General features: G+C 46.2%; 20 protein-coding genes and 1 pseudogene. 5 read left to right on the forward strand and 16 right to left on the reverse strand.

The features are described 5' to 3' along the window. Positions 1-350 precede the first annotated feature (350 nt). Positions 351-2,174: an amidohydrolase gene (locus tag QQK89_RS26655; protein WP_284241804.1), complete on the reverse strand. Its 1,824-nt coding sequence runs from the start codon at positions 2,172-2,174 to the stop codon at positions 351-353. Between the two features lie 15 nt (positions 2,175-2,189). Further along, on the reverse strand, positions 2,190-2,375 hold the full coding sequence (locus tag QQK89_RS26660) for a XapX domain-containing protein (protein WP_284241805.1): 186 nt from the start codon (positions 2,373-2,375) through the stop codon (positions 2,190-2,192). Positions 2,376-2,635: 260 nt separating this feature from the next. Between QQK89_RS26660 and QQK89_RS26665 the strand changes: the two genes are divergently transcribed. Both QQK89_RS26665 and QQK89_RS26670 read left to right on the forward strand, forming a co-directional pair. After that, positions 2,636-3,274 carry a hydrolase gene (locus QQK89_RS26665; protein ID WP_284241806.1) on the forward strand — a complete coding sequence of 213 codons (639 nt, stop codon included), beginning with the start codon at positions 2,636-2,638 and terminating at the stop codon, positions 3,272-3,274. 50 nt (positions 3,275-3,324) lie between these two features. Further along, positions 3,325-4,164 carry an alpha/beta fold hydrolase gene (locus tag QQK89_RS26670; RefSeq protein ID WP_284241807.1) on the forward strand — a complete coding sequence of 280 codons (840 nt, stop codon included), beginning with the start codon at positions 3,325-3,327 and terminating at the stop codon, positions 4,162-4,164. Positions 4,165-4,226: 62 nt separating this feature from the next. On the opposite strand, the gene QQK89_RS26675 is transcribed toward QQK89_RS26670, so the two are convergent. The 12 genes and pseudogenes from QQK89_RS26675 to QQK89_RS26730 form a co-directional block, all read right to left on the reverse strand. Beyond that, a complete protein-coding gene (locus tag QQK89_RS26675; protein WP_284241808.1) occupies positions 4,227-5,780 on the reverse strand; it encodes a response regulator in 1,554 nt (517 codons plus the stop codon). Continuing rightward, positions 5,773-7,674 carry a sensor histidine kinase gene (locus QQK89_RS26680; protein WP_284241809.1) on the reverse strand — a complete coding sequence of 634 codons (1,902 nt, stop codon included), beginning with the start codon at positions 7,672-7,674 and terminating at the stop codon, positions 5,773-5,775. The genes QQK89_RS26675 and QQK89_RS26680 overlap by 8 nt, the downstream gene beginning before the upstream one ends. Positions 7,675-7,712: 38 nt before the next feature. Beyond that, a complete protein-coding gene (locus QQK89_RS26685) occupies positions 7,713-9,407 on the reverse strand; it encodes an extracellular solute-binding protein (RefSeq protein ID WP_284241810.1) in 1,695 nt (564 codons plus the stop codon). Positions 9,408-9,652: 245 nt separating this feature from the next. After that, positions 9,653-10,522: a LysR family transcriptional regulator gene (locus QQK89_RS26690; protein ID WP_284241812.1), complete on the reverse strand. Its 870-nt coding sequence runs from the start codon at positions 10,520-10,522 to the stop codon at positions 9,653-9,655. Further along, complete coding sequence (locus tag QQK89_RS26695) at positions 10,507-11,406, reverse strand: LysR family transcriptional regulator (protein WP_284241813.1); 900 nt, start codon at positions 11,404-11,406, stop codon at positions 10,507-10,509. Before QQK89_RS26695 ends, QQK89_RS26690 begins: the two co-directional genes overlap by 16 nt. 349 nt (positions 11,407-11,755) lie before the next feature. Then, positions 11,756-12,154, reverse strand: a pseudogene (locus QQK89_RS26700) (isochorismatase family protein); the annotation flags it as partial. A 161-nt stretch (positions 12,155-12,315) separates the two neighbouring features. Further along, a complete protein-coding gene (gene mraY / locus QQK89_RS26705) occupies positions 12,316-13,269 on the reverse strand; it encodes a phospho-N-acetylmuramoyl-pentapeptide-transferase (RefSeq protein ID WP_284241814.1) in 954 nt (317 codons plus the stop codon). 177 nt (positions 13,270-13,446) lie between these two features. Beyond that, the gene (locus QQK89_RS26710; protein ID WP_284241816.1) at positions 13,447-14,148 is read right to left on the reverse strand and encodes a PspA/IM30 family protein; all 702 of its coding nucleotides are present in this window, start codon (positions 14,146-14,148) and stop codon (positions 13,447-13,449) included. Position 14,149: 1 nt separating this feature from the next. Then, positions 14,150-14,629, reverse strand: coding sequence for a hypothetical protein (locus QQK89_RS26715; protein ID WP_284241817.1), 480 nt, complete (start codon positions 14,627-14,629; stop codon positions 14,150-14,152). Positions 14,630-14,764: 135 nt separating this feature from the next. Beyond that, a complete protein-coding gene (locus QQK89_RS26720) occupies positions 14,765-16,075 on the reverse strand; it encodes a sensor histidine kinase (RefSeq protein ID WP_284241818.1) in 1,311 nt (436 codons plus the stop codon). After that, positions 16,059-16,739, reverse strand: a complete 681-nt coding sequence (locus QQK89_RS26725) for a response regulator transcription factor (RefSeq protein ID WP_284241820.1) — start codon at positions 16,737-16,739, stop codon at positions 16,059-16,061. Before QQK89_RS26725 ends, QQK89_RS26720 begins: the two co-directional genes overlap by 17 nt. A 121-nt stretch (positions 16,740-16,860) precedes the next feature. After that, a complete protein-coding gene (locus QQK89_RS26730; protein WP_284241821.1) occupies positions 16,861-17,601 on the reverse strand; it encodes a phytanoyl-CoA dioxygenase family protein in 741 nt (246 codons plus the stop codon). A gap of 169 nt (positions 17,602-17,770) precedes the next feature. Here QQK89_RS26730 and QQK89_RS26735 point away from each other — a divergent pair, with 169 nt between their 5' ends. The 3 genes from QQK89_RS26735 to QQK89_RS26745 all read left to right on the forward strand — a co-directional run bounded on the left by QQK89_RS26735 (position 17,771) and on the right by QQK89_RS26745 (position 19,391). Then, positions 17,771-18,622 carry a helix-turn-helix transcriptional regulator gene (locus QQK89_RS26735; RefSeq protein ID WP_284241822.1) on the forward strand — a complete coding sequence of 284 codons (852 nt, stop codon included), beginning with the start codon at positions 17,771-17,773 and terminating at the stop codon, positions 18,620-18,622. Between the two features lie 140 nt (positions 18,623-18,762). After that, positions 18,763-18,969, forward strand: a complete 207-nt coding sequence (locus tag QQK89_RS26740; RefSeq protein ID WP_284241823.1) for a helix-turn-helix transcriptional regulator — start codon at positions 18,763-18,765, stop codon at positions 18,967-18,969. Next, entirely contained in the window at positions 18,966-19,391 is a 426-nt protein-coding gene (locus tag QQK89_RS26745; RefSeq protein ID WP_284241825.1) for a DUF6442 family protein, read from the forward strand. The genes QQK89_RS26740 and QQK89_RS26745 overlap by 4 nt, the downstream gene beginning before the upstream one ends. A 24-nt stretch (positions 19,392-19,415) precedes the next feature. Here the strand turns inward: QQK89_RS26745 and QQK89_RS26750 are convergent, their stop codons facing one another. Beyond that, positions 19,416-20,333: a hypothetical protein gene (locus tag QQK89_RS26750; RefSeq protein WP_284241826.1), complete on the reverse strand. Its 918-nt coding sequence runs from the start codon at positions 20,331-20,333 to the stop codon at positions 19,416-19,418. 40 nt (positions 20,334-20,373) lie between these two features. Continuing rightward, the gene (locus QQK89_RS26755) at positions 20,374-22,734 is read right to left on the reverse strand and encodes a helix-turn-helix domain-containing protein (protein ID WP_284241827.1); all 2,361 of its coding nucleotides are present in this window, start codon (positions 22,732-22,734) and stop codon (positions 20,374-20,376) included. Positions 22,735-22,764 lie beyond the last annotated feature (30 nt).

Here is a 22,764-nt window from a genome sequence, read left to right on the forward strand (position 1 = left end):
GCTGTAACTGAGAATGAATTAATCTTCCGTTCCGATCTGCACGTTATGTCCCGGCTTCAGTTGACCATTGCGCATATGGTCTACCTTCATGCGCATGAAGGGTCGGCTTCTTTTTGTTTGAGCATTTCATGAACAGGTTAATGGCAGGCGGAGCATTAAATGATTCTGGAGAAGCGTCAGCGTTCGCTTTTGTAAAGGGATTCCTACCTCTGAAATATTAATTCAAGGAATCCCTGAGCAATGGCGATCGGAAGAACATTTAATGCGCAGACAGCTGTTTAGCCTAGATTAAAAAGGAGGTGCCCATCGTCATTTTCATGACTTATGGGACACCTCTTTCACATTGTATTCTAGAAGACAAAACAATCTAGATCGCAAAATCCGCTGCCATGATGATGATTACATTTATGGTAATGATGTACCTGCTTAGGCGCAAGGACACTTGATCCTCCACCATATACCGATTCCTTGTAATAACCGCCAAAGACATTATGCGGAGACCAGTCCGGACTCGCCTTTGGAGCCGGTGGCGACAACGATTCGAATTCGTTAGTGCCGTAGACGATCTTGCCGCCTACAACCGTGAAGACGGATTCCATTTTTTTAATCGCTTCTTCGGGGACAAGCAAGAAATTATCGGAAAGAATCGAAAAATCAGCATAATGCCCCTCCTTAATTTGCCCTTTTACATCCTCTTCTTTCGAAAACCAAGCATTCCCCGACGTGTACATGCGAAGCGCTTCATGCCGCTCCACGCGATTGGACTCAGGGTACAGGCTTAATCCGCCCAAAGTTTTACCTGTCACTAACCAATATAATGCAACCCATGGATTGTAACTGGCTACTCGAGTGGCATCTGTCCCCACGCCCACATGTAATCCATGCTTAATCATCTTCCCGATTGGAGGTGCATTTTCCGCGGCTTCAGCCCCGTATCTCTCGACGAAATATTCCCCTTGGAAAGCCATTCGGCTTTGAACCGCAATAGACCCGCCGAGTTCCACAACCCGTTCTAAATCCTTCTCCCGGATCGTCTCGGCATGATCGAGAATCCAGCGCAAGTCTTTGAACGGCACCTCTTTGTTCACACGCTCAAATACATCGAGAAAACGCGTAATCGACTCTCCATACGTTGCATGCAGACGGAACGGCCAGCGCTGTTCAACAAGATGCCGCGATACGTCAAATAACTCGTCTTCAAGCACGGCAGGAAGTTCTGGACGCGGCTCTACAAAGTCTTCAAAGTCTGCCGCGCTATAGACCAGCATTTCACCTGCACCGTTATGCCGATAATAGGAGCTGCCCGTATAAGGCTGAGAAGAAGCGGTCCATGTTTTGAAATCATTTAATTCATTTTTCGGATTTTGCGTAAATAAATTGTAAGCCGTGCGAACCGTAATTTCTCCGCGTTTATCAAGTTCATCAAACACCTGATAGTCGTCGGGATAATTCTGAAAGCCTCCGCCGGCATCAATCACGCTAGTAACTCCAAACCGGTTCAACTCCCTCATGAACAACCGGGTTGAATTCATTTGGTCCTCGTAGGAAAGCTTTGGCCCTTTCGCTAGAGTAGCGTACAAAATCGTTGCATTAGGGCGGGCGATTAGCATCCCCGTTGGATTTCCTTTGCTATCTCTTTGGATTTCTCCGCCTGGCGGGTTAGGCGTATCTTTGGTATAGCCAATTACCCGCAAGGCCGCTTTGTTCAGGAACGCTTGTCGGTATAGATTAAGGATAAAGACCGGGGTATCCGGAGCAATGCGGTTGATTTCATCTAATGTTGGCATACGGCGTTCGATGAATTGAAACTCTGTCCAACCGCCAACAACGCGGACCCAATGCGGAGCAGGCGTGCGATCCACTTGTTTTTTCAACATTCTAAGGGCATCCGCAACGGATGGCACCCCGTCCCATCGGAGCTCAAGGTTATAATTAAGACCTCCCCGAATGAGATGTATATGAGAATCGTTCAAGCCGGGAATTAACATCCGTTTATTCGCGTTCACAACCTGAGTAGCCGGCCCTCTATATTTCATGACATCGGCATCGTCTCCCACGGCCAGAAAATGGCCGTCTTTGACCGCAAGCGCTGTTGCTGTAGATTTTGAATCGTCCATCGTTACGATATTGGCATTGTGAATGATCAAACTCGCTTCAACGTCTGTCTTGGACATGATTCCAGTCCCCCTTTAAATGATTTTATTCGCGGTTAACCATTGATGAATCCAAGGAATTAATCGCTGTCCAATATACATACCGGCTAGTCCCAGCAAGCCCAGAAAAGGCGGTGCCGGTGAAGGGATCTTAAGCGACTGAAACACAACCCCGATGACTGTGCCTGCGGCAAAAGCCAGAATCATAGAAACCAAACTCATTTCTTCTCTCTCCTCTCTTCATTCTATTTATAAGTCTAAGAGTCGGTTTTTTTACGAGCAATAAGGCTTTCTCTATAACATCTATAGGAATAACTTATGCTTGTGGATTATAAAACTTTTGAACGATATAGTTTTTCCCTATGAAATGTATAGAAAACTGCGGATGGTTTGCCCTACCGCCTTCCAATAGACTAAGTACATGCAGCGCGGTTTCCATTGCTTGCTGCAATTAACTTTTGGGAAAAGGTAGGGATATTCGTATGTTTAACGGAAAGACAGATTTGCTTACGGGTGATAACTCCGCAATTATTCTGGTAGACCACCAGCCACAAATGCTCTTTGGCGTTCAAAGCGGAGACCGCCAAACCATTATTAACAATACCGTTGGCTTAGCCAAGACGGCCAAAGTTTTCGATGCGCCTATTATACTTACAACAGTCGCTGCGGAAAGCTTCTCGGGCCCGCTTCATCCGCAAATTCAAGACGTATTCCCCGATCAGAAACCAATTGACCGCACAACCATGAACTCTTGGGAAGATGAGAATTTCTTAGAAGCCGTCAAGCAAACAGGCCGCAAGAAACTTATTATCGCGGCGCTGTGGACGGAAGTTTGTCTTGCATTCCCCGTAATTGCAGCGATTAAAGACGGTTATGAAGTATACATCGTAACGGACGCTTCCGGCGGAACGACTACGGAAGCGCATAACATGTCCATTCAACGCATGATCCAAGCAGGAGCAATTCCCGTTACCTGGTTGTCTGTTCTTCTTGAGTATCAACGCGATTGGGCGCGCCAAGAAACTTACGATGCCGTGTTGGCTATTGCCAAGGAACATAGCGGAGCTTATGGCGCGGGGCTTGTATATGCTCAAACGATGTTTGGCGGACATGGGGGATAACCCTTTTCACCTTAAATAACACTATATAAATAGAAAGCGGAGTGTGAAGTATGCCTAAATTAACAGTTGGAGAAGAAAACGGACAAGCGATTGAATTGTATTTTGAGGATCTTGGCGCAGGCAAACCAGTCATTCTGATCCATGGCTGGCCACTAAGCGGGCGCTCTTGGGAAAATCAAGTTCCCGCGCTTATTGGAGCAGGTTACCGTGTAATTACTTATGACCGCCGCGGATTCGGACAATCCTCCCAGCCGTGGAACGGTTATGACTACGATACGTTTGCAATGGATCTGCACAAGCTGATTACACATCTGGACCTTAAGAATGTAACTTTGGTCGGATTTTCGATGGGCGGCGGAGAGGTTGCCCGTTACGTTGGTACATACGGAACAAGCCGTGTTAGAAAAGCCGTACTCGCCGCGGCGGTACCGCCATTCTTCTACAAGTCGGCCGAGCATCCGGAAGGTGGTCTGGATGAAGCCGCTATTCAAGCTTTCCAAGACGGCTTGAAACAAGACCGTGTTGCGTTCCTGGACGGCTTCACCCACAATTTCTTTAAAGCAGGTGATCGGACTGATCTCGTGAGCGAGCCTTTCCGCCATTTCAACGTAGAAATTGCTTCTAACGCTTCGCCTAAAGGTACGCTCGATTGCACGGATGCTTTCGGTCGGACCGACTTCCGCGGCGACTTGGCGAAATTCGATATTCCACTGCTTGTCATTCATGGCGATTCCGATGCGATCGTACCGCTTGAAGTAAGCGGTCAATTGTCTTACGAAGCTGTTGAGGACAGTCAGCTTGTCGTGATTGAAGGCGGACCGCATGGTTTGAACGCGACTCACCCTCAACAATTTAACAATGCATTGATTGACTTCCTTCATACAAAATAATGAGCGTTGACCCATAAGACTGCTCCTTTGAGAAAAGCGGCTTTCTTGTGGGTCATTCATTTTCAGTTTTGAAATTGTCTTCGTTTGCTTCTAAATTCCAACGCTGTAATGCCTTCGGTATGCTTGAATATTCTAGTAAAATGCTTCACGTTCTCGAATCCAACCTGCTCGCTGATCTCGTATACCTTCAAATCGGAGTTCACCAACAGTTCCTTCGCCTTGTCCAACCTTAGCCGGCGAACATAGCTTGAGAAGCTCTCGCCGCAATATTCTTGAAAGGCCTGGCTGAAATACGAGTAATTTAGCGAGAAATGATTGGACACGACAGCCATGTTCAAATCATCGGCATAATGCGTCTTCAGGTAGGCTAGAACTTTTTGCATCGTCGTTTGCTCCGTCGGAACTTGCTCAGCCCGATTCTCTTGGATGAATTGATCCAAGTGATTAAGAAGCTTCTCTACCGCGATGCGATAAACTTCAAACCGATCGAAGTTTCCAATGTGACCGACAGAAGCATGAGTCTTTAATAGCCCAAGTATCTTTTGCCCGTAGATTCGGTGCAACTTATCAAACAACTCCTCGTTGAAAAGCTGGCTGATCCGCTCCAGATAACCGATTTCACTGACGCTAATCATGCGAGGATCGAGGATTTGATCCAGAAGTTGCTTCATTTCATCCCCGCGCCCCATTCCGATGAGATTCCAAATACGTTCGATCAATTCAACGGGAACGGCATGCCGTTCGTTACGTTCGCTAATGCTGGTGTAACTCAGCACGTCAAGATCCGGGATCAGGATACCGTATTTCGAGGTTTGCTTCGCCTGACTATAAGCCTGCCTGATCTGTTCAATCCCTGGAACCGAGTGGCTAATCGCAATCTGCAACCTTGAATCATCCACGCGGAGCTTCCACCGTTCTGCCAGTTGGTAGAACATATCCGCCTCACGTGCAATCATAATCGTTCCGCCGTTGCCGTCACGCGACAGCACCCAGTCCGTATGATCTTGTAACAATTCCGCGATTTGATTCTTGAAGGAAACAACATCCGTTCGTTCAGCCTGTAATCTCCCGCCGCGCTCCGTAAACAAGCCAAGCGTATAACCGTTTTCCATCCAGCTTAAGCCGGGCTTGCTCCGCAATAAAGACTCTCCCGCGTCTTTTTGGGTCAAATGCAAAGTAACCCATTCGGCGGCGGCAAGGCCGGCAGCTTCGCCCGCCTGTTCTGCCCGCTGCTCTTCTCTTAATATTATTTCATTCCTCAATCGCTCAAGGACGGCAAACAACTCTTCCCGCACGACGGGTTTTACGAGATAATCCTTCACGGCGTATCGTATCCCCTTCTGGGCATATACGAAGTCGTTATAGCCAGACAGCAATACAATCTCCGGTTTAATCTGGTGTTCTTGCAGCTGCTCTAACATTTCGATACCGTCCATAATGGGCATTCGAATATCCGTGAACATAATATCCGCAGGCTCCAAGCGAAGCATCTCCAGCGCTTCTTGACCGTTCTCGGCGAACCGGTAGCTGAACAATTGAGGAAACTGCCTCTCTATAACCGATTGCAAACCCCGCCTTATAAGCTTCTCGTCGTCAACGATCAGTAAGCTAATCATTACTGTCTACTTCCCCTCCCATGACCCGATACGGCAACGTCATGATTATGCATGTATAGCTTCCCTCTTGACTCTCGATCCGAATCCCGTATTCGGCCCCGTAGCTCATCACTACGCGCTGGTCCACATTTCGCAGTCCGATTCCATTACTGTCCTGATGGTCTTTACGTGCAAATAGTTGCCTTGCCTCCTGATAGGCAGACTCTTCCATTCGGAGCATCTGATTTAATAACTCCAATTTCTCATCCGCGATGCCGCAACCGCTGTCCGTGATCTTTATAACGCAAGTATGATCCAGTCTCTCGGCATCAATCCTAATGGCAAGATTCCCGTCACTGGAATGCATACGGCTCATACCATGCTTGATTGCATTCTCAACAATTGGCTGCAATGACATTTTGAGCGATTCTTGCTTGAAGCATTCCGGTGCAATCGACATCCTTAAGTCAAGTCTTCCATCAAATCGCGTGTTCATAATAGACACAAAATGCTGAACTTGCTGAATTTCATCGCTAAGCATGACATGATCCCTCTTCCAATCAATGGAATACCGCATCATGCCGCCCAGCGAAGTCATGATGTCCGAAATATGGTATTGACCCTCAATCTCGGCCAGCATCTTGACGTTCTCCAGCGTGTTATAGAGAAAGTGAGAATCAATCTGGTTTTTTAACGCCCGGAGTTCAGCCTCTTTGCCTGCGGCTTGTCTGGTTGCCTGTTCCTGGATAAGCTCGTTAATTTTCAGAATAAGTTGTTGGTAATGGAAGCTAAGCTCTCCTACCTCATCGGTTACCGCAATAGGCGGCAGTTCGATGTTGAAATTACCGCTTCTTACCTGTTGCATGGACTCTCTTAATGCCCTCAATCTACTCAAAATCTTTGACTGCATCAAATAGGAGAGTAAGATGAGAAAAACTACCAATAACGAAATGAGCACAATATAACGAACTCTCGAATGGTTAATGCTTTTATTCGTCTCGGCTAAGCTGGCCATATTGACCAAATGGATGTCAATCGACGGAATATAGCTCTGAAAGGCCAAGTAGGACTCCCCATTAACCTTGAACTGAACTTTCTCGTAATCAGTGTTGCTTGTCAGTTCCAAGCTGTTCATTAATTCTTCCGCACTATGTTTTTTAAACACGGGAGAATCCTTCAGGCTATAAGCCTGACCGCTTCTCGCCACTACAATTAGCTGGGAGTTCGTATCCTGCACGCTGCTGAACGTTTGAGAGAAAAAATCCGACAGTTTCATCGATATTTCTAAAATTCCGTTATGTACTCGGTTATCCGGATATCTGAATTCCTGCAAATAAGTCATGAAGGGCTCGTCCGCTGTTTGTTCCGAAGGCACGCCGGTGAGGCCAACATCCTCCTGGATCTCCCACCAGGGTAAGCCGTTTTGCGCCATCACCGCATGATGCCAAGGTTTGTCCTGAATGCGGGCTTCCTGCAGGATAACCGGCCAAATCTCATTTACGAAAGAATTGTCCGTGAACAACCGGACATTCGCGATTCGCGGATTATTGAACAAGAAATATTGAAAGCTGTTGACCACGTCGCTCTTAATATGAAGAACTCGAGCCGCATCCTGCATCTGTTCAATCTGCAAATAATTGTTCATTTCGCGGTTGGATAACGCAAGCTGACCGGTCCATCCCATCAGCTCTACGTTATTCTCAATGTTGATCTTCTCGACCTTCAGCACATTTTTATTGTTTTCCGACAATTCTTTCATTGCCTTGGCAGACTCTTCATTAAGCGTATACCAGGAGAATAGAATAACCGGAATAAAGATGATGAATACGAAGGACAGAATGAGTTTAACTTGAAGCGAAAGCTTTAACGTGAAAGTACGTATCCCCATTAACCAACGGTTTACGGCAAATGCCATCTCCTGTTTCACATCCTGCTGATTCCTCTACTACTTGGCTAATGATTGAGCGACGATTTAAGCTTCTTCACATTACGCTCATAGGCCGCTTGGCGGCTAGCAACGATAGATTCATATTCGGGTTCCTTGGTAATGGTATTCATGAAATCAGCAAACAATTTATCAAATTCTTCGTCTGACTTCGACATGAGCAGCTTCGGCAACGTCTCGGCCCACAGCCGCGTGTTTTGGCCTTCCGCTATCCCTTCTTTTGTCGTAGGGTCCGGGTCCAGATTCTCGAACTCACTCATGCTGACCGTCTTGCCCTTCGTCCAATCTCCGATTTGTTTGCCGGGCTCCGCATCCATTCCCGTCATCCATGCTAGATTTTTGTTTGTATCCATGAGCATCCAGTACAAATAAGAACCGCCATATTGGCGATCGAACGCTTCTCGGTTCGTGTTGAGCAGTTTCATGACATCAGGCAGGAATTGGTCTTTGCCGTTAATGTTATCGTAAGTGACGCCTTTTTCTCCCAGGAATAAATCTTTGTTTCCCTCTTCGCTTAACAAATAGCTGAGAAAAGCAATAGCCCGCTTCTTATCCTTGACGTTTTTCGAGATTAGCGTTACCGTCCAACCGGAGATTCCATTTCCTGCAAGGGTTGGCTTATCATGCTCATCATTTGCCGGGCCATCAATGGCAATATAGACTTTATTGGGATCTTTTTGATACAACGCTTGGTTGATTTCCGTAAAGTCGGACCATTGATACAACATGGCAAAATACCTGCCTTGCGATATTTTCTCATCCTTCTCCAATCGCTTCTCATCAATATAGACATCGGTAGGCATTAGACCGTCTTCATTCGCTTGACGAAATACCTTCAGCCACTTCAAATAGACGGGGTCGGTTCGACGGTCATACAGTTTGCCGTTCTTCTGCTGGGGTATAGCCAGGAAATTCTGAAGATACTCATCCAGCGAATAATTGCCGGTTTCCGTAAATTCATGCAGGCCAATCGGAATAAGAGGCTGGCCGTCTACTTCCGGAAACTTCTTCTTCGCCGCTTTGAGCGCGCTTAGAAATCCTTCCGGTGTACTCATATCCGGTTTCCCAAGTGCTTCATACATATCCTTCCTAACAACAAAGGTCTGATTGGACGTAAAAAGCTGACCATATTTGTCAAAATCCGAAGGGGACGAAGAGGCATTCGGGTAACTATATACGTTACCGTTAGGTTGTGTATACCAGCTAAGCTTCGCGGGGTCAGCGACTTTAAAGAAATAAGGATCATATTGATCTGCAAGCTCGTTTAATGGGAGTACCATATCGCCATTTATCATTTTCATCACGGAATCCTCGTATGAGCCTAGCGTAATGAAGTCAGGTAGCGACCTTGCTGCCATCATCGTATTCAGTTTTTCGCTCGCGTCGCCAGCGGGCACGATAAAGTTCAAGCTTACGCCTGTCTTTTTTGTTATGTAATCGGAGACGACATTCCCTCCCCATTTGCCGGTGAACCAGTCGAAGTTGATATACCAGTCAAACGTAATAGGTGTCGTGTCAAGCTTCCAGGCAGGCACATCCGGAAAAGGTTTTGTTGATGAACCGTCCGCCGCTATTAGATTGGAGTTCGTATGATCCTTAGCAGTAGCATTGCTAGATTGACTGACATTCGAAGAACAAGCTACTAACATCCAACACATACTCAAAGCTAATAACAATATAAGCGATTTACGACTTTTATCCATTGATTATTCCCCTTTGTCTGTGCAAAATGAGCATATTATACAAATATTGGATTATTGCTTTATGAACAAGATTCATTTGTTCAAAAGCCTCAAAATTATTAGTATAAAGCCTATTGCAATCAAAGGAAAGAGCTTACATTATGGCTGGTTGCATATTGGCATCGTTTATCTTCAACGCCAACCAGCGAGCACAACAAGGAATACTCCTTGAACTTGGCTCGCTATTATAAATATGATGTTCTAATCTAGTCCCCGCCGCCACTTGCCAGCAAGTAATCGATACATTTCTGAGCCGTAAAATGATTGTCGGGATGTTTCTTCATAATAATCTTAAGTTCTCGGAGCGGTACCGGACCTACAAGACGAATCCATTTCAGTTGCTGGCCAGAAAAACGTTCAACTAATGAAATTGGCAAAATAGCTGCACCCATCTTTTGCATTACCATGGAAAGAATGATTTCCGGGGAAGTGGACTCAAACTTTGAATGCCTAAATTTGTTAGCACTAAATATTTGCAGTTGCTTGGACAAGCTACTATCACCAACAAATAAGAAACACTCTAAATCTTCTAGTTCTTGCAAAGAAACTATAGTTCGGTCAGCCCAAGGATGATCCGCATATACGACTAACGCCTGCTCTTCTTTATATAGATGCATCATATGTATTTCTTTGCCCGCAACATATTTGTCGGTAATCCCGATATCAATGCTGCTGCTCAATAATTGCTGCGATATATTCTCTGCGGGAACGAAGTTTAATGCGATATCCGGATATTGTTCATGGAATTTCATAAACCGGGGAATTAAATAAAAAAAGTCCGAAGGAGAAATACCAATTGCTAGCTTTTGTACCCGAGTATGCTTTAACTCGTAAGTTTCTTTTTTAGATTCCTCAATGAGCCTCATAACGGAAAGTGCCTTTTCGTAAAGAATTTCCCCGTCTGCCGTAATCTTCACCCCTCTGCCAAATCTCTCAAACAGAGGACTCCCAACCTCCGTCTCTAGAAATCGAATCTGTTGGCTTAGGGTAGGCTGAGAGATCAATAACACTTCCGCTGCCTTGGTAAAACTGCCTTCTCTACAAATTTGAATAAAACATTCTAATTGCCTGAACATGCCTGGCTCACCTCAGCCTCTCTGACATAAGACTCCATCTCGAGAATGAATTTGTTGGCAGCGGACTTTCTCCGAGCGGATTGAAGATAAATAAGTGAAATATCCCAAGATGGAATATGGCCGTCCAATTTGACCATCCGCAATGAGTCATCCTTCATACTCTCATGCAAGGAAGTTGGTATAAGCGCAGCGCCAAGACCCTGCCTGGCCCAATTCATCAATACGGAAATGGAGGACGTTTCTATTATCGACTTCAAGGTAAATCCACAAAATGAACTATACCTATCGATTAATGATTTATTTTGTTCCCGGAACATGACCGATTGAATTTGCTTCAATGATTGGAACGGGATCGAAGATTGATTAGCCAAAGGATGCTCGGAATGTACGAGCAAAACTAATTCTTGTTTATATAAATGAGTAGAGATGAGCGAAGGAACAGCAAGCGGATAGGCCGTAATTCCAATGTCCAACGTTCGCTCCAAAACTTTATTCTCGACATCTTCAACGTCCATTATTTTCAACAAAATACTCGGGTGCTTTTGATGAAATTTCATAAAGAAAGGAGCAAGATATTCAAGTTCCGCGGGGCAACATCCAATCGAAATGGTTTCTCTAGCTTTATGGTTTCGTCCTACGATTTCATTGCGCGCTTCTTCAAGAAGATTCATAATGGCATTGCCTTTATTTAAGAGGATTCTCCCTGCTTCCGTCACTTCAATTCCTCTGCTTACCCGATCGAACAACGGAATATTGTATTCGTCTTCCAAAACCCGAATCTGCTGGCTTAGAGTAGGCTGCGTCACGCCTAATTCGTCTTTCGCTTTCGTAAAACTGCCTGATTTGCAAATTTGGATAAAATATTCAAGCTGGCGCAATTCCACCGCGTATCCCCCTTAACCCCCTGTATTGCAACACGACTTCAATATTTTTTGTCTACCATCTTTACAGCCGTTGGTGATTCCGCTACTGCCGTACATCATCGCTTTCATTACGATTCCTCCTGCTGTCTTGTTGTCTCGTAGTACTTACTCTTCCTTCAAGTTTCGGTATATAACCGTTTTCCTTCACCACCCTGTCATACTATGCCGGTCTATATGCTTATTATAGGTAGGATGCCGTATAGGAAGATATCCGCTGCATTTCAGGTTAAGGTTACTGGATTTTAGGGGGCATGTACTAAAAAAATTCACGAAGCCAATTTGGCTTCGCGAATTTACTCTTCCTATTGAATTAATGTCCTTCGCTTGCGCCGAACATTTCTTGCGAGTACGTAATGCCTAGACCATACGCGCCGCCATGTTCTTTAGCAATATCAGTTGTCGCTTTGTACGTTTCGGAACGCGCCCAGTCACGTTGCAGCTCTAGCAGATATTGTTCCCAAGTAATTGGTGCAGCACCGGCTTGGATCATGCGTTGAATCGCCATGTCATGTGCTTCATCGGAGACACCGCCTGAAGTATCCGTTACAATGTAGACTTCATACCCTTGATCGATCGCGGACAACACAGCTGATAAATCGCAAACCTCTGTCCATAGACCGGAAATAACAAGCTTCTTCTTGCCGTAGCTGTTCACCTTATCCACCACTCGTTTATCTTCCCAAGCATTCATCGTGGTGCGGTCAATTGGCTTCTGGTCAGGGAATACGGCTTAAATTTCAGGGAAGATTGGTAATCTGCTATAGATCGAACAATTCTCAGTTTTCTATACATCATATAGGTCTAAGCTATACGGATTTACTTTTCCCGTGCGGGCAACAAAAAAGCACTAACCCTCGAAAGAGTTAGTGCTTATCGCATATACTTCCATAATACCCAGCAGAGCAAAGCGGAGATCCAAGATACAAATCCGAAAATAACGACAATCTTATTCTCGCTCCAGCCATATTTCAAACTGAAATGATAGTGAATCGGCGCCATCCGGAACAACCTTTTTCTCGTTCGTTTGAAAAACCAGACCTGCAATATGACCGATAATTGTTCAGCCAAGTAGACGGAGAATAATATTGGAATAAGAATTTCGACCTTTTCAATAACCGCCAGAAAAGTTAGCGACCCGCCAATCGCAAGCGAACCCGTATCGCCCATAAAAGCTTTAGCCGGATAAATATTGTACAGGAACAACCCGAGCAAACACCCGATCATAACTAACGAGAACGTCTTCACTTCTGTCTTGTCCGAAATCATAAAGAAGAAAAAATAGGTTGGGATAGCGACATTAATCAGCAGTCCGTCAAGCCCGTCTGTGAAGTTGATCGCGTTCGCGGAGCCTACGATAAACAGCATCATAAGTATCAGATAAACCCATACCGGCAAGTGAATCGCGTAGTTATAAAACAACTGAATATCAGAACTCAAATGAAACTCCGTCAACAGAACATATAGCAGAAGAATCGTAAACGCGAACTGGAATACTAGCTTTGTTTTCCCGGAAATACCCGAAGGATCTTGAAAAGCCGCCTTCTTCATATCATCCATAAATCCTACCAGGCTGAATAAAATAAACGTTGCTCCTAGAAAAAGCACAAGCGGCTTCGGGTGAAAATAGATAGATGTAAATACGCCGGTAAGCAAAATGAGTCCCGCCATTAACGGCGTTCCGCGTTTGGCCTGATGATCCGCCGGCAGCTCAACCCGTATAGGCTGAAGCAAATTCAGTGTGCGGAGCCCCCAGATCAAGACTGGAGTAAACAACGTCACTAGAACAAATGAAATACTTAGTGCGACAAGTAACGACGGATCCACTTCCGTCACTCTCCCTTACTTACATAAGCTTCTCTTTTATGCTTATCCAATATTTTACTGCGGTATGACTCCATCTACAATGATTCGTCACTGATAATTGCATGATTAATTAGAAAATGCCCCATCGTCATTTCATGACATTGGGGCACAATCTTGTTAACTCACCTTTATCACCGATTAATCTTTTGCTATTACATCTTCCGTTGTTTCAACCGCATCTGATACGGGCTGCTTCAATAGCGCCAGTGATGCTTCGATCTCCGCCGTGAGCGCCGGATCAAAGTACTGCGGAGCGGACCGTTTAGCCAACGCGTTGAAATGATTCATGGCTTCCAGCTCCGACTCGACCATCAGCACCCTCTCCTCCGCGCGAGCGAATCCTTTGATCATGCCGCTAGTTTGAAACGATATAACGCTCTGGTTCAGCTGCTTCAACGAGCTTGCCACATTAACCCGGGACTCAAGTAGTAAACGGCGATGATTGTACTCCTCTGATTGCGCCTGTAGCTGGGCGATACGTTCTTCCAGCATGTTCGTTTGCTCCCGGATTGTTGCGTACTGCTTGAGGTAGACGGCAAGCTTCTTCTCCTCCAGAAGTTTCTCCTGCAGAGCCAGCTTCGCAATCTGATCCTCGCCCTCAGCCACCGCAAGTCTCGATTGGCGATCCCGCTTCTCTACCGCTGCCTCGGCATTGGCAATCAGCAACGCTTGTCGCTTCTCAATAAACAACTGGTGCGCAAGCGCCTTCTGCCCTTTTTCCAACTCGGCGCTAAATTCCCGCATATATTGATTGACCATGTGCAGCGGCTTCTCGCACTTATCGATCAATTCGTTCGTTTCGGCTAAAAACACGTCTTTAACACGTTTGAAGATCCCCATCTCACTTCGACTCCTTCGTTTGGTTTTGCTGAATTTCCCATTGGTCCAGAAAGTCCGATGCCGAAGGAATGCCTGCTAACACGCTTGACCCCTCTGCTATTCTCGACTGTCTACCTCTCTTTCTCATGAATAGCAATAGCAACCCAACGATTAGAATCGTTCCGCCTACTAGCACTACGCCGGTTCCAACACCCTGATCTAATCTTGGTTCGATATGTATGCCGCCCTCACGAAGCTGGAGCACTTGCGCCGGCATCGTTCCTTCCCCTCCGCGCGGAGCCGGTACGGCTGCGGACTCGCCGCCTCTCATTTCACCCTTTATGCTGCCTACAGGACTGCCATGAAACTCCTGACTAACTCTTACGATGTTCCCTACATCACGTCCGTGCGTACCCGCTACAATACTTAATCCTGCTCCGACAGCTACGATGATGACAGTTACTAACACCGCTTTTTTCACCCAAGGTTTAAAACGTCTCACTTATTAATCATCCTTTCACAACAATATTCATGTCTCTACAGTAGCAACTATATCGCGCGTTGGTAAAAGTACGGTAAAGGACAGAAAAATACCCTTTCTATTCATTTACTGAAGCGAAAGGGTTTGTCCGGCGTGCTATACAGGAAACTCTACTGAAAATGTACTTCCTTTTCCAGGTGTACTCTCCAGGACAACCGAGCCGCGGTGGGCGATTACGATCTGTTTCGCAATCGCCAGCCCAAGTCCCGCGCTGCCTTCCTCGCGAGAACGATGTTTCTCGACCCGGTAGAACCGATCGAAGATGCGTGGCTGATCCGCTTCGGCAATGCCAATGCCGCTGTCCCGCACAATGATCCGCCACTGCCTCGGGTTAGGATCAAGGCCAACGTCAACCTTGCCTCCCTCCGGCGTGTACTTGATCGCGTTATCCAACAAAATATAAACCAGTTGTTTCAACCGCTCCGGATCGCCCTTTACCGTTAGCGTATCCGGCATCATCATCCGTAGCGTTATCGCTTTCTTCTGAGCAACGCCTTCAAAAGCTAGCACCCACTGACGGATCTTCGCCGCAATGTCGAAATCGATCATCTCGAACTCGACTGAACCCGCGTCGGACCTTGCAAGCATGAGCAGATGCTGCACCATGCGGCTCATCCGGCCAATCTCTTCCTTCATATCCGAAACGACTTCCTTCGAGTAAGGCGTGATGTTATCGCCATTCTCCAGCTCAATGACATCAAGGGAAGTATTCATAATGCTAAGCGGCGTTCTTAATTCATGCGAGGCATCCGCCAGAAATTGCTGTTGCTGCTTAAAGACAAGTTGAATGGGAATCATCGCTTTTTTGGACATCGAAGAACTTAGCTTGACCGCTGCAACAATGAAAATAATAAGAATAATGACAAATACAATGAACAAATTGCGGAGGATATCCCAATAAAACGTTACATCCTTCGCAGCATAGATCGTTGCCGGCCCACTCGCCGTCAGAATGGGATGAGCGCCTACAAACAGCAGGCGGCTATCTGTCTTCATAATAAAATTCCCAAAACGCTCTTGCCATTCGGGCTGCCAGCGTAAACGGAACTTCTCTTCTTCCGGCCGCCATTTTTGAATCACAGCGATATTGTGCTCGCGAAGCTGCGGAAGGGAATCGCTCTCTGCAAGAACTTGACCGCGATTATCCAGTACATAAAAAAAGGTCAAATCATCGCTGCGATTGTTCTCCAAATCCGGAACAACTACTCGGCCCTCATCAGTAGCGGACAAGGTTGTGCGAAGCGAATTGCTCTCTTCCCGGTACGTCATAAAGATGAAGAACAGCGATACGATGATCGAGAATAACACCAGAAACAAAACGATAAGCCACGTGTAAGTAAACGTCAGCTTATTTTGCGTGTATTGAAAGATATCCCGCTTCTTCCCCTGTTTAAGCGTCCATTTCAAACCGGTAGCCTACCCCCCTGATGCTCTGAATGATCGTTTCACCCGCGGAATCATCCAGCTTGTCCCGGAGCATCTTCACGGTCACATCAACATTCTTGTACGAAACATCGCTGCCAAGTCCCCATATGCGATTAAGAATAGCCTCTCTCGTAAGTACGTTGCCGCTATTCTGCAGGAAGAAATCAAGCAGCTGATACTCCCTCGGACTAAGTTGAATTTCCGCGTTATCTCGCGATAATTGGCGCGAGGTTCGATTCAGCGCGAAAGACCCGAACCGAACAACATCGAGCTGCCTAGGAGCAAAGTTCCGCCGTGCCAGCACGCGTAGACGGGCAAGCAGTTCATCCATTTCAAATGGCTTCGTCAGATAGTCGTCGGCTCCTGCATCAAGACCATAGATCTTATCCTGCAGCGAATCCTTAGCCGTCAATAGTACAATGGCTTGTCCATAATTGCTGCTCCTTAAGCTTTTACACACATCAACACCGTCCATTAGCGGCATCATCCAATCCAATATAAGCACATCATAAGCCGATCCGCAGGCATAAGAGAGCGCATCCTCGCCGTTCTCTACCCAATCAACGTGATAACCGCCTTTCCTCTCCAGCATATACTTCACAAGTTTACCCAGCTTCTTATCATCTTCCGCCAATAAAATATTCACCTTTAATTCACCGCCGCTACAATTCGAAATAATAGGTTAGTATACCAAAGAAACGGTAAAAGTACGGTAAAATTTGAACAAAAAAAATAGCTGACCCTAAGGACAGCTATTTCGTTACTGCTTATTCGTTAACAAATTGACTTCCCGCTATATTCTCACCGCGTGCAAGCCAAACCTTAAAGCCCGGATTCTTCTCCGGAATAACTCTCGCCTCCGTGGAGAAGTATCGCATCGTATAGCCGCATCTGCGGAAAGGACTCGTGTTCGCCGCAGCTCCATGAATAATTCTCGAATCATGCAGAGAACATTCTCCAGGTTCCAGTTCGAAATATACAGCCTCCGATTCATTGATATTCTTAATCTGACTGCCGAAAATATTGTTGTCTTCGTTTACGGACTCGTATTCAGAAAAGCCGTTGGTATGAGTGCCCGGAATAACTCTCATACAGCCGTTTTCCTTATTGCTCGGATCAATGGCTAACCAAACGGTTACAATCTTATCCATTCTGTCTAGTCTGCCTTTCCAATAAGCAGAATCCTCATGCCACGGCGTCTGTTTGCCTACAAGCGGCTCTTTGGCTATAAAATGGCTGGACCAAAGCCCGATATTAGGGCCAATGAGCGGTTCGACCAGGTCCAGCACTTCATCGCTGAGCAGAAACTTTAACAAACGTTCATCGCGGAAATGCGGGGTATCCAGCTCGCTGTTCAGCTTTCTTCCTACCGCTGCCCATTGCTCTTCGAATATTGTAGAGAGTTCCAGCATTTTTTCAGGTGAAAACAAAGGTTTTTGGTGCAGCAGGTATCCATTGTTCCGATAGTAGGATACTTCATCATTCGTAAGCAACAAATTAGTCATCATTAACTCGCTCCTTTACATGATTTCTTTCATATCCCTATCATAATTACTTCGGCTTTGCTCAGCTACGTATCCATTCGGAGAAATGATGCATATTTTCGGATTATTCAAAAATCATCTTTATAATCGACATGAAATCCGATATAGTTTTATCAAAAACAGGTGGCGACTTATGACTGTCGAATGGACTCCCGAAAGATTGTTAAATGAACAATACTTAGACGTTTCCTCCCCTTTTCGCATATTCCACCATTCAATTTCCAGCAAAATTGAAACTCATTGGCATGAATTTTTCGAAATCGCCTTTGTGTTATCCGGAAGTGGAGTACATACGCTTAATGGCGTATCTAAGAGATTGGAGCGAGGCATGCTGTTTCTACTCACTCCTGCTGATTTCCACGAGATTGTACCCGATCCCGGAGAGACAATCCTGCTATACGATTTAATTTTCCTTGAATCCTTCATCAGGGACGAAATAATCGAGCTCATCTTTGCCAATTCACCATACTTGCATCAATTTGAGGATAAAGAAGCCGATCGATTAGAGGAGCTTTGCCGCCGCATCTGGGATGAAAGCCGTCAGGCCGACATTGGCCATCGCATTGTTATTCAAGGATCACTTGAACGACTATTAATAGACTTGGCAAGGGCCTGTAGATCATTTGCCCCGGCCGAATCAACAAGTTCTTCCGATCCCACTCTCCTTCATCCGTCGCTTCGCCGAACCTTGGTTTATCTGCATCACCATTTCAGAGAGCCGCTCACACTTGCCAAGGTGGCGGATTATGCGGGGTTATCCGCTACATACTTCAGCGAATGCTTCAGCAAGCAAGTAGGCCTTCCTTATCAAATTTACTTACAGCAATTAAGATTGCAATTTGCCAAATCTCTTCTTGCTTCCACAGAACTGACGATTACCGAGGTATGCTTTGCAGCCGGATTTAATACCGTTCCCCATTTCGAGAGAGTCTTCAAACAAACTTACCGTCAAACGCCAAGCGGTTACCGCAAAACGCAAGCTTAGAACCCCCCAGTCCATTGGAATGGGGGGTTCTGCTAAGCCTCCTTAACCTCAAATGGAAAGCAGGCTTTACATTTATCGCACTTAACGATATACTCGCTTCATGGAAAGTTAACTTTCCGTATGGGGAGGGGGCGACTGTATTGAACAACCGTTTAGAAGAAATACGCAAAGAGCGCGGAATTAAACAAGAAGAATTAGCAGCGGCTCTTGAGGTATCCAGGCAAACGATCGGTTCGCTTGAAAACGGACGTTATAACCCATCCATCCTGTTGGCGTTCAAGATTGCTCGTTTTTTCGGTATGAGTATCGAGGAAATTTTTATTTATGAGGAGGATGGACAGGTATGAACAAATCGATTTATTTTCTTATGTTGGCTAGCGTAGTCCTGCTAGCTGGCGGTCTGTACTTCATCAAAACCATTGAAGATCCCCAAGGCATGCTGCAAGCTTTGCCTTTTATCTGCTTTGGGCTTGGTTGCGGTATGTTTGGTCACGGAATGGGAGAAATTTTGACCGGCTTTGCCATGAAGCATAATCCCGCGGCGGCAAAGAAGCTAGAGATTGAGAAGAAGGACGAACGTAACCTGGCAATTACCAATCGGGCAAAAGCAAAAGGATATGACATGATGACGTTTATGTTTATCCCAATAATTACGGCCTTATCTTTAATGAGTATAGATATAACCGTTTTATTGCTATTGATTTTCGTCTATTTGTTTTCACTTGGATATAGCTCTTACTACCGCGTTAAATATTATAAGGAGATGTAAGTGCAGTCGTCTCCTAGTAAGCCGTCAGATTGGGGAAGATCCTTCTGTCGGCCAATGCCACCGCACCAAATCTTCGCTCCATGCGATCCCGATGCAAGCATGCGTATCGAATATGATTTCTTCGTCTTGCGGTCCCGTACCATGATAAAACATGACGTATTTGCCGATTCCTTCGAATGAAGTGCCGTCCCATACGAACCCGGCTGTGATCCGACCGCGTGCCCATTCCCATTGCTGTTGCCCGAGTGTAATCAGCCCAGCGTCATGAACCCAATGAACAAGATCATTCGAACGCATGACGCCGATTCCGTTCTTCGGTGAATGCAGCATGACATATTGATCCCCTCTGGGAATGACGCATACGTTCTCTCCAGCATCCGCATGTCCGGCGTAGGTCCAATCCAACAAATCGTAGGAGTACGACATGCTGACTCCGTTCTGTTTGTAAAAGCACCACCACTTGCCTGGCTCCTGCCTGCTCTCAACGAGATACGGGTCGATCATCCGTCCCATCTCCGCGACGGAAACATCGTCCCCCTTCAGTCTAAGCAGCTCCGGTTTCGTCCAGTTAACGAGGTCCAAACTATGCATGACAAAGATACGGGCCGACTCGTTCGCGTACTTCTCACCGTTAGGCCGCGGGTACGTCTGCAAGCACATCGTCCAACGATCTCCTTGCCGAACAACGTTTCCGGGGCTAGAATAGTTCAAACCTGCATCCCTCGGCGTCAGCTTGCGCGGCTCGCTCCAGTCGATTAAGTTCCGGCTTTCGCTCGTTGCCGTATACAGGTACACCTTACCATCGGATTCCGTCTCTACTAAAGTATAGAACATCCGAAAACACCCGTCGGCGAAGAGGACCGCAGGATCCCGATACGCGGTCCGGTCATCGCCTTTCAATAAAATTGGCGAAGGAATCTGCTCTAATTTTACGTGCTGCATGAAATTTGTCAGCCCTTCCCTCCCCGCTTCGGAGGATATTTTAAATCTTCCATATTCCCATGCCGTTCCCGCGAAGCGCTTGATCTCTATACTCACCCGGCGTCTTGCCGGTCTCCATCTTGAACGCTTTGGCGAACGACTGTACCGTTAAGTACCCGACCTGCAAGGCAATGTCTTGGACTTTCAAGTTCTGCTCGCTTAGCAACTTCTTGGCTTTCTCAATCCGCTTGCCGCTTATCGTTTCCTTAAGCGTCAAGCCAGTCTCTTCCTTATAAATTTTCCGCAAGTGGGAGGTACTGATTGCAAATAGTTCGCTGAGCCGCTCGATCGACAAATCCGCGCCAAGATTCTCGTCCACGTACGCAGTGACGCTTGTGACTAACTCTTTGTTCTTCATGCTTCGCTTCTGATCCAGCTGGTCAAGAATTAAATCGTACAGAACCTGCATGTACTTCACCATGCTTTGCATCGTTTCCAGCTCGATCAGGTCCGTATAGCTGAGCTGCTGAATGGATGATTGAAAGCCGAGATTCGCATCAATCTCGTAAATACACCTTAAGGAAGATGAGAATAGCTGTAAGAAGTATTGTCTAACAACTTCAAGCTGCTTCGAATGATGTTCCACCATATGGCTTTCGAAGGCCAGCAGGCTTTGAGTTACGCCTTCACGGTTGCCCGTCTTAAAAAAGGTGAGCAGTTGCTTCTCGATCTTGAGCGGATACAACGCGATGGCCGACTCTGCTTGCCGTTCTTCATAAAAAATAATGTTGTTATATCCATAAATCAGCTTTTGGCCAACCGCGGAATCGGCTTCCGAATAACACTCGCCAAGTTCGTTTAATCCTCTATGGACCGAGCTGACGCCAAGCGTAACCGTCATTTTAGATTCAGCCTGCAGCTTCTCGTGAAGTTCCCGCAGCCACGTATACAGCTCGGCGCGAATGGATTCAAATTCATCACCGGCATGGCGAGAGTTGAGGACGAGAACCATCTCGTTCGACTCGGCTTCGACCAGATAGCCCCAATAAGTTCTCTCAACAAACGCCTCTGTTTGAATCTGCTCGGTTACTTTTACAAGCAGCTCGTTGCGCTGAGATTCATGTGCTTCCTGACTGAATTTTGTGAAGTCGTCCAGAGAGACGATCACGATAATAAAGTTTCCAACCGGATCAAGTTCAACTCCGTAATATTCCAGGCGTTCCTGCGTTCGGGACGAATCCGTCTCGGCCCCGCCGGCAAGCCGCAACAAAAATTTATTCCGGCTCTGCTTCTCGTAATCTTTGAGCAGCAACGTCAAATCCTGGTTGTGAACGATGAGCCGATTTACGTTATGCTCGATTTGCGCCATTTCCTTGCTGTTGTCCGCGACGGATCGAACCTCATCGCGCGAGGCCCCTCGGAGCAAATACAATAGACGGTTAAGCGGATTAAAGATGCGCCTTGATAACAGCAGCGATCCTAGTAAACTCAGCAAGATGGCAAGCGTACATATCATAACCGTAACTTTGCTCCATACGTTCAGGCTCTTGGTAATCGCCGACTTTGGCATCGTGTAAATGTATTTCCAACCGCTTGATTCCGATTGCACGTAGCAGATAAGCGATTTCGTATTTTGTACAGTCGCAAAGATGCTGCCCGAGATGCCTTTCAATAACGAGATATTGAATTCACCCGGCAAATTGCCGATCGACGGCGAGTCTGCTGAGGTTTTCTGCGATAGAATGTGGCCATCCCGGTCGGTAACGACCAGTTGAGCGTCTTTATTCGTGTTGAGAGAGTCCATGATTTTAATCAAATAATCACTCTTAATGTTCATGACGACGTAAGCTGCAGGCGTACCGCTATGAATAATCGGCAATGTCTTCACGATGGTAATGACTGTCTCGTCCCGAACCGAAGAGATTCCGGGCAATGCCCGGGTACGGTCGAACGACTTATCGATGGATTGACCGACTAGAGATTCCGCAAAAGCGCGGTCGTTGAACTGGTCAAGCGGCAATGCGCCATATGTGGAAGATAGAACGAATTTGGGTCCGGTATAGTAAATATAAACCGAATGAATATAATCGGTTGCCAGAACGACGCTGTCTAATCTTTGCTGAATCCGCAGCTGCATTAAGATATCCGAGCTATTCTGGTATTCCATATAGTTCATAAAAGTAGAATCCAGAAATACGGCCTCCATCGCCTTATCGACTTCGGATAGGACGATCTCTTGGCCGTTCTTCAGCAACTGTAGCGTATTGCTGTTCGACTGGATCGCGTCCTTCCACAGAATCTTCGAGGACGAGTAGTACAGGGCACCGCCTGATGTAAACGCAACCAATAAAGATAATGCCAAGAAATAATAGAAGTATTCATATAAGCTGCTCTGCATGAAGCGCCATCTTCTTCTATTCATAGATGATTCTCCTCCCCATGCTAAGCCGAA

Source organism: Paenibacillus glycanilyticus (assembly GCF_030161375.1).
GTDB lineage: Bacteria > Bacillota > Bacilli > Paenibacillales > Paenibacillaceae > Pristimantibacillus > Pristimantibacillus glycanilyticus_B.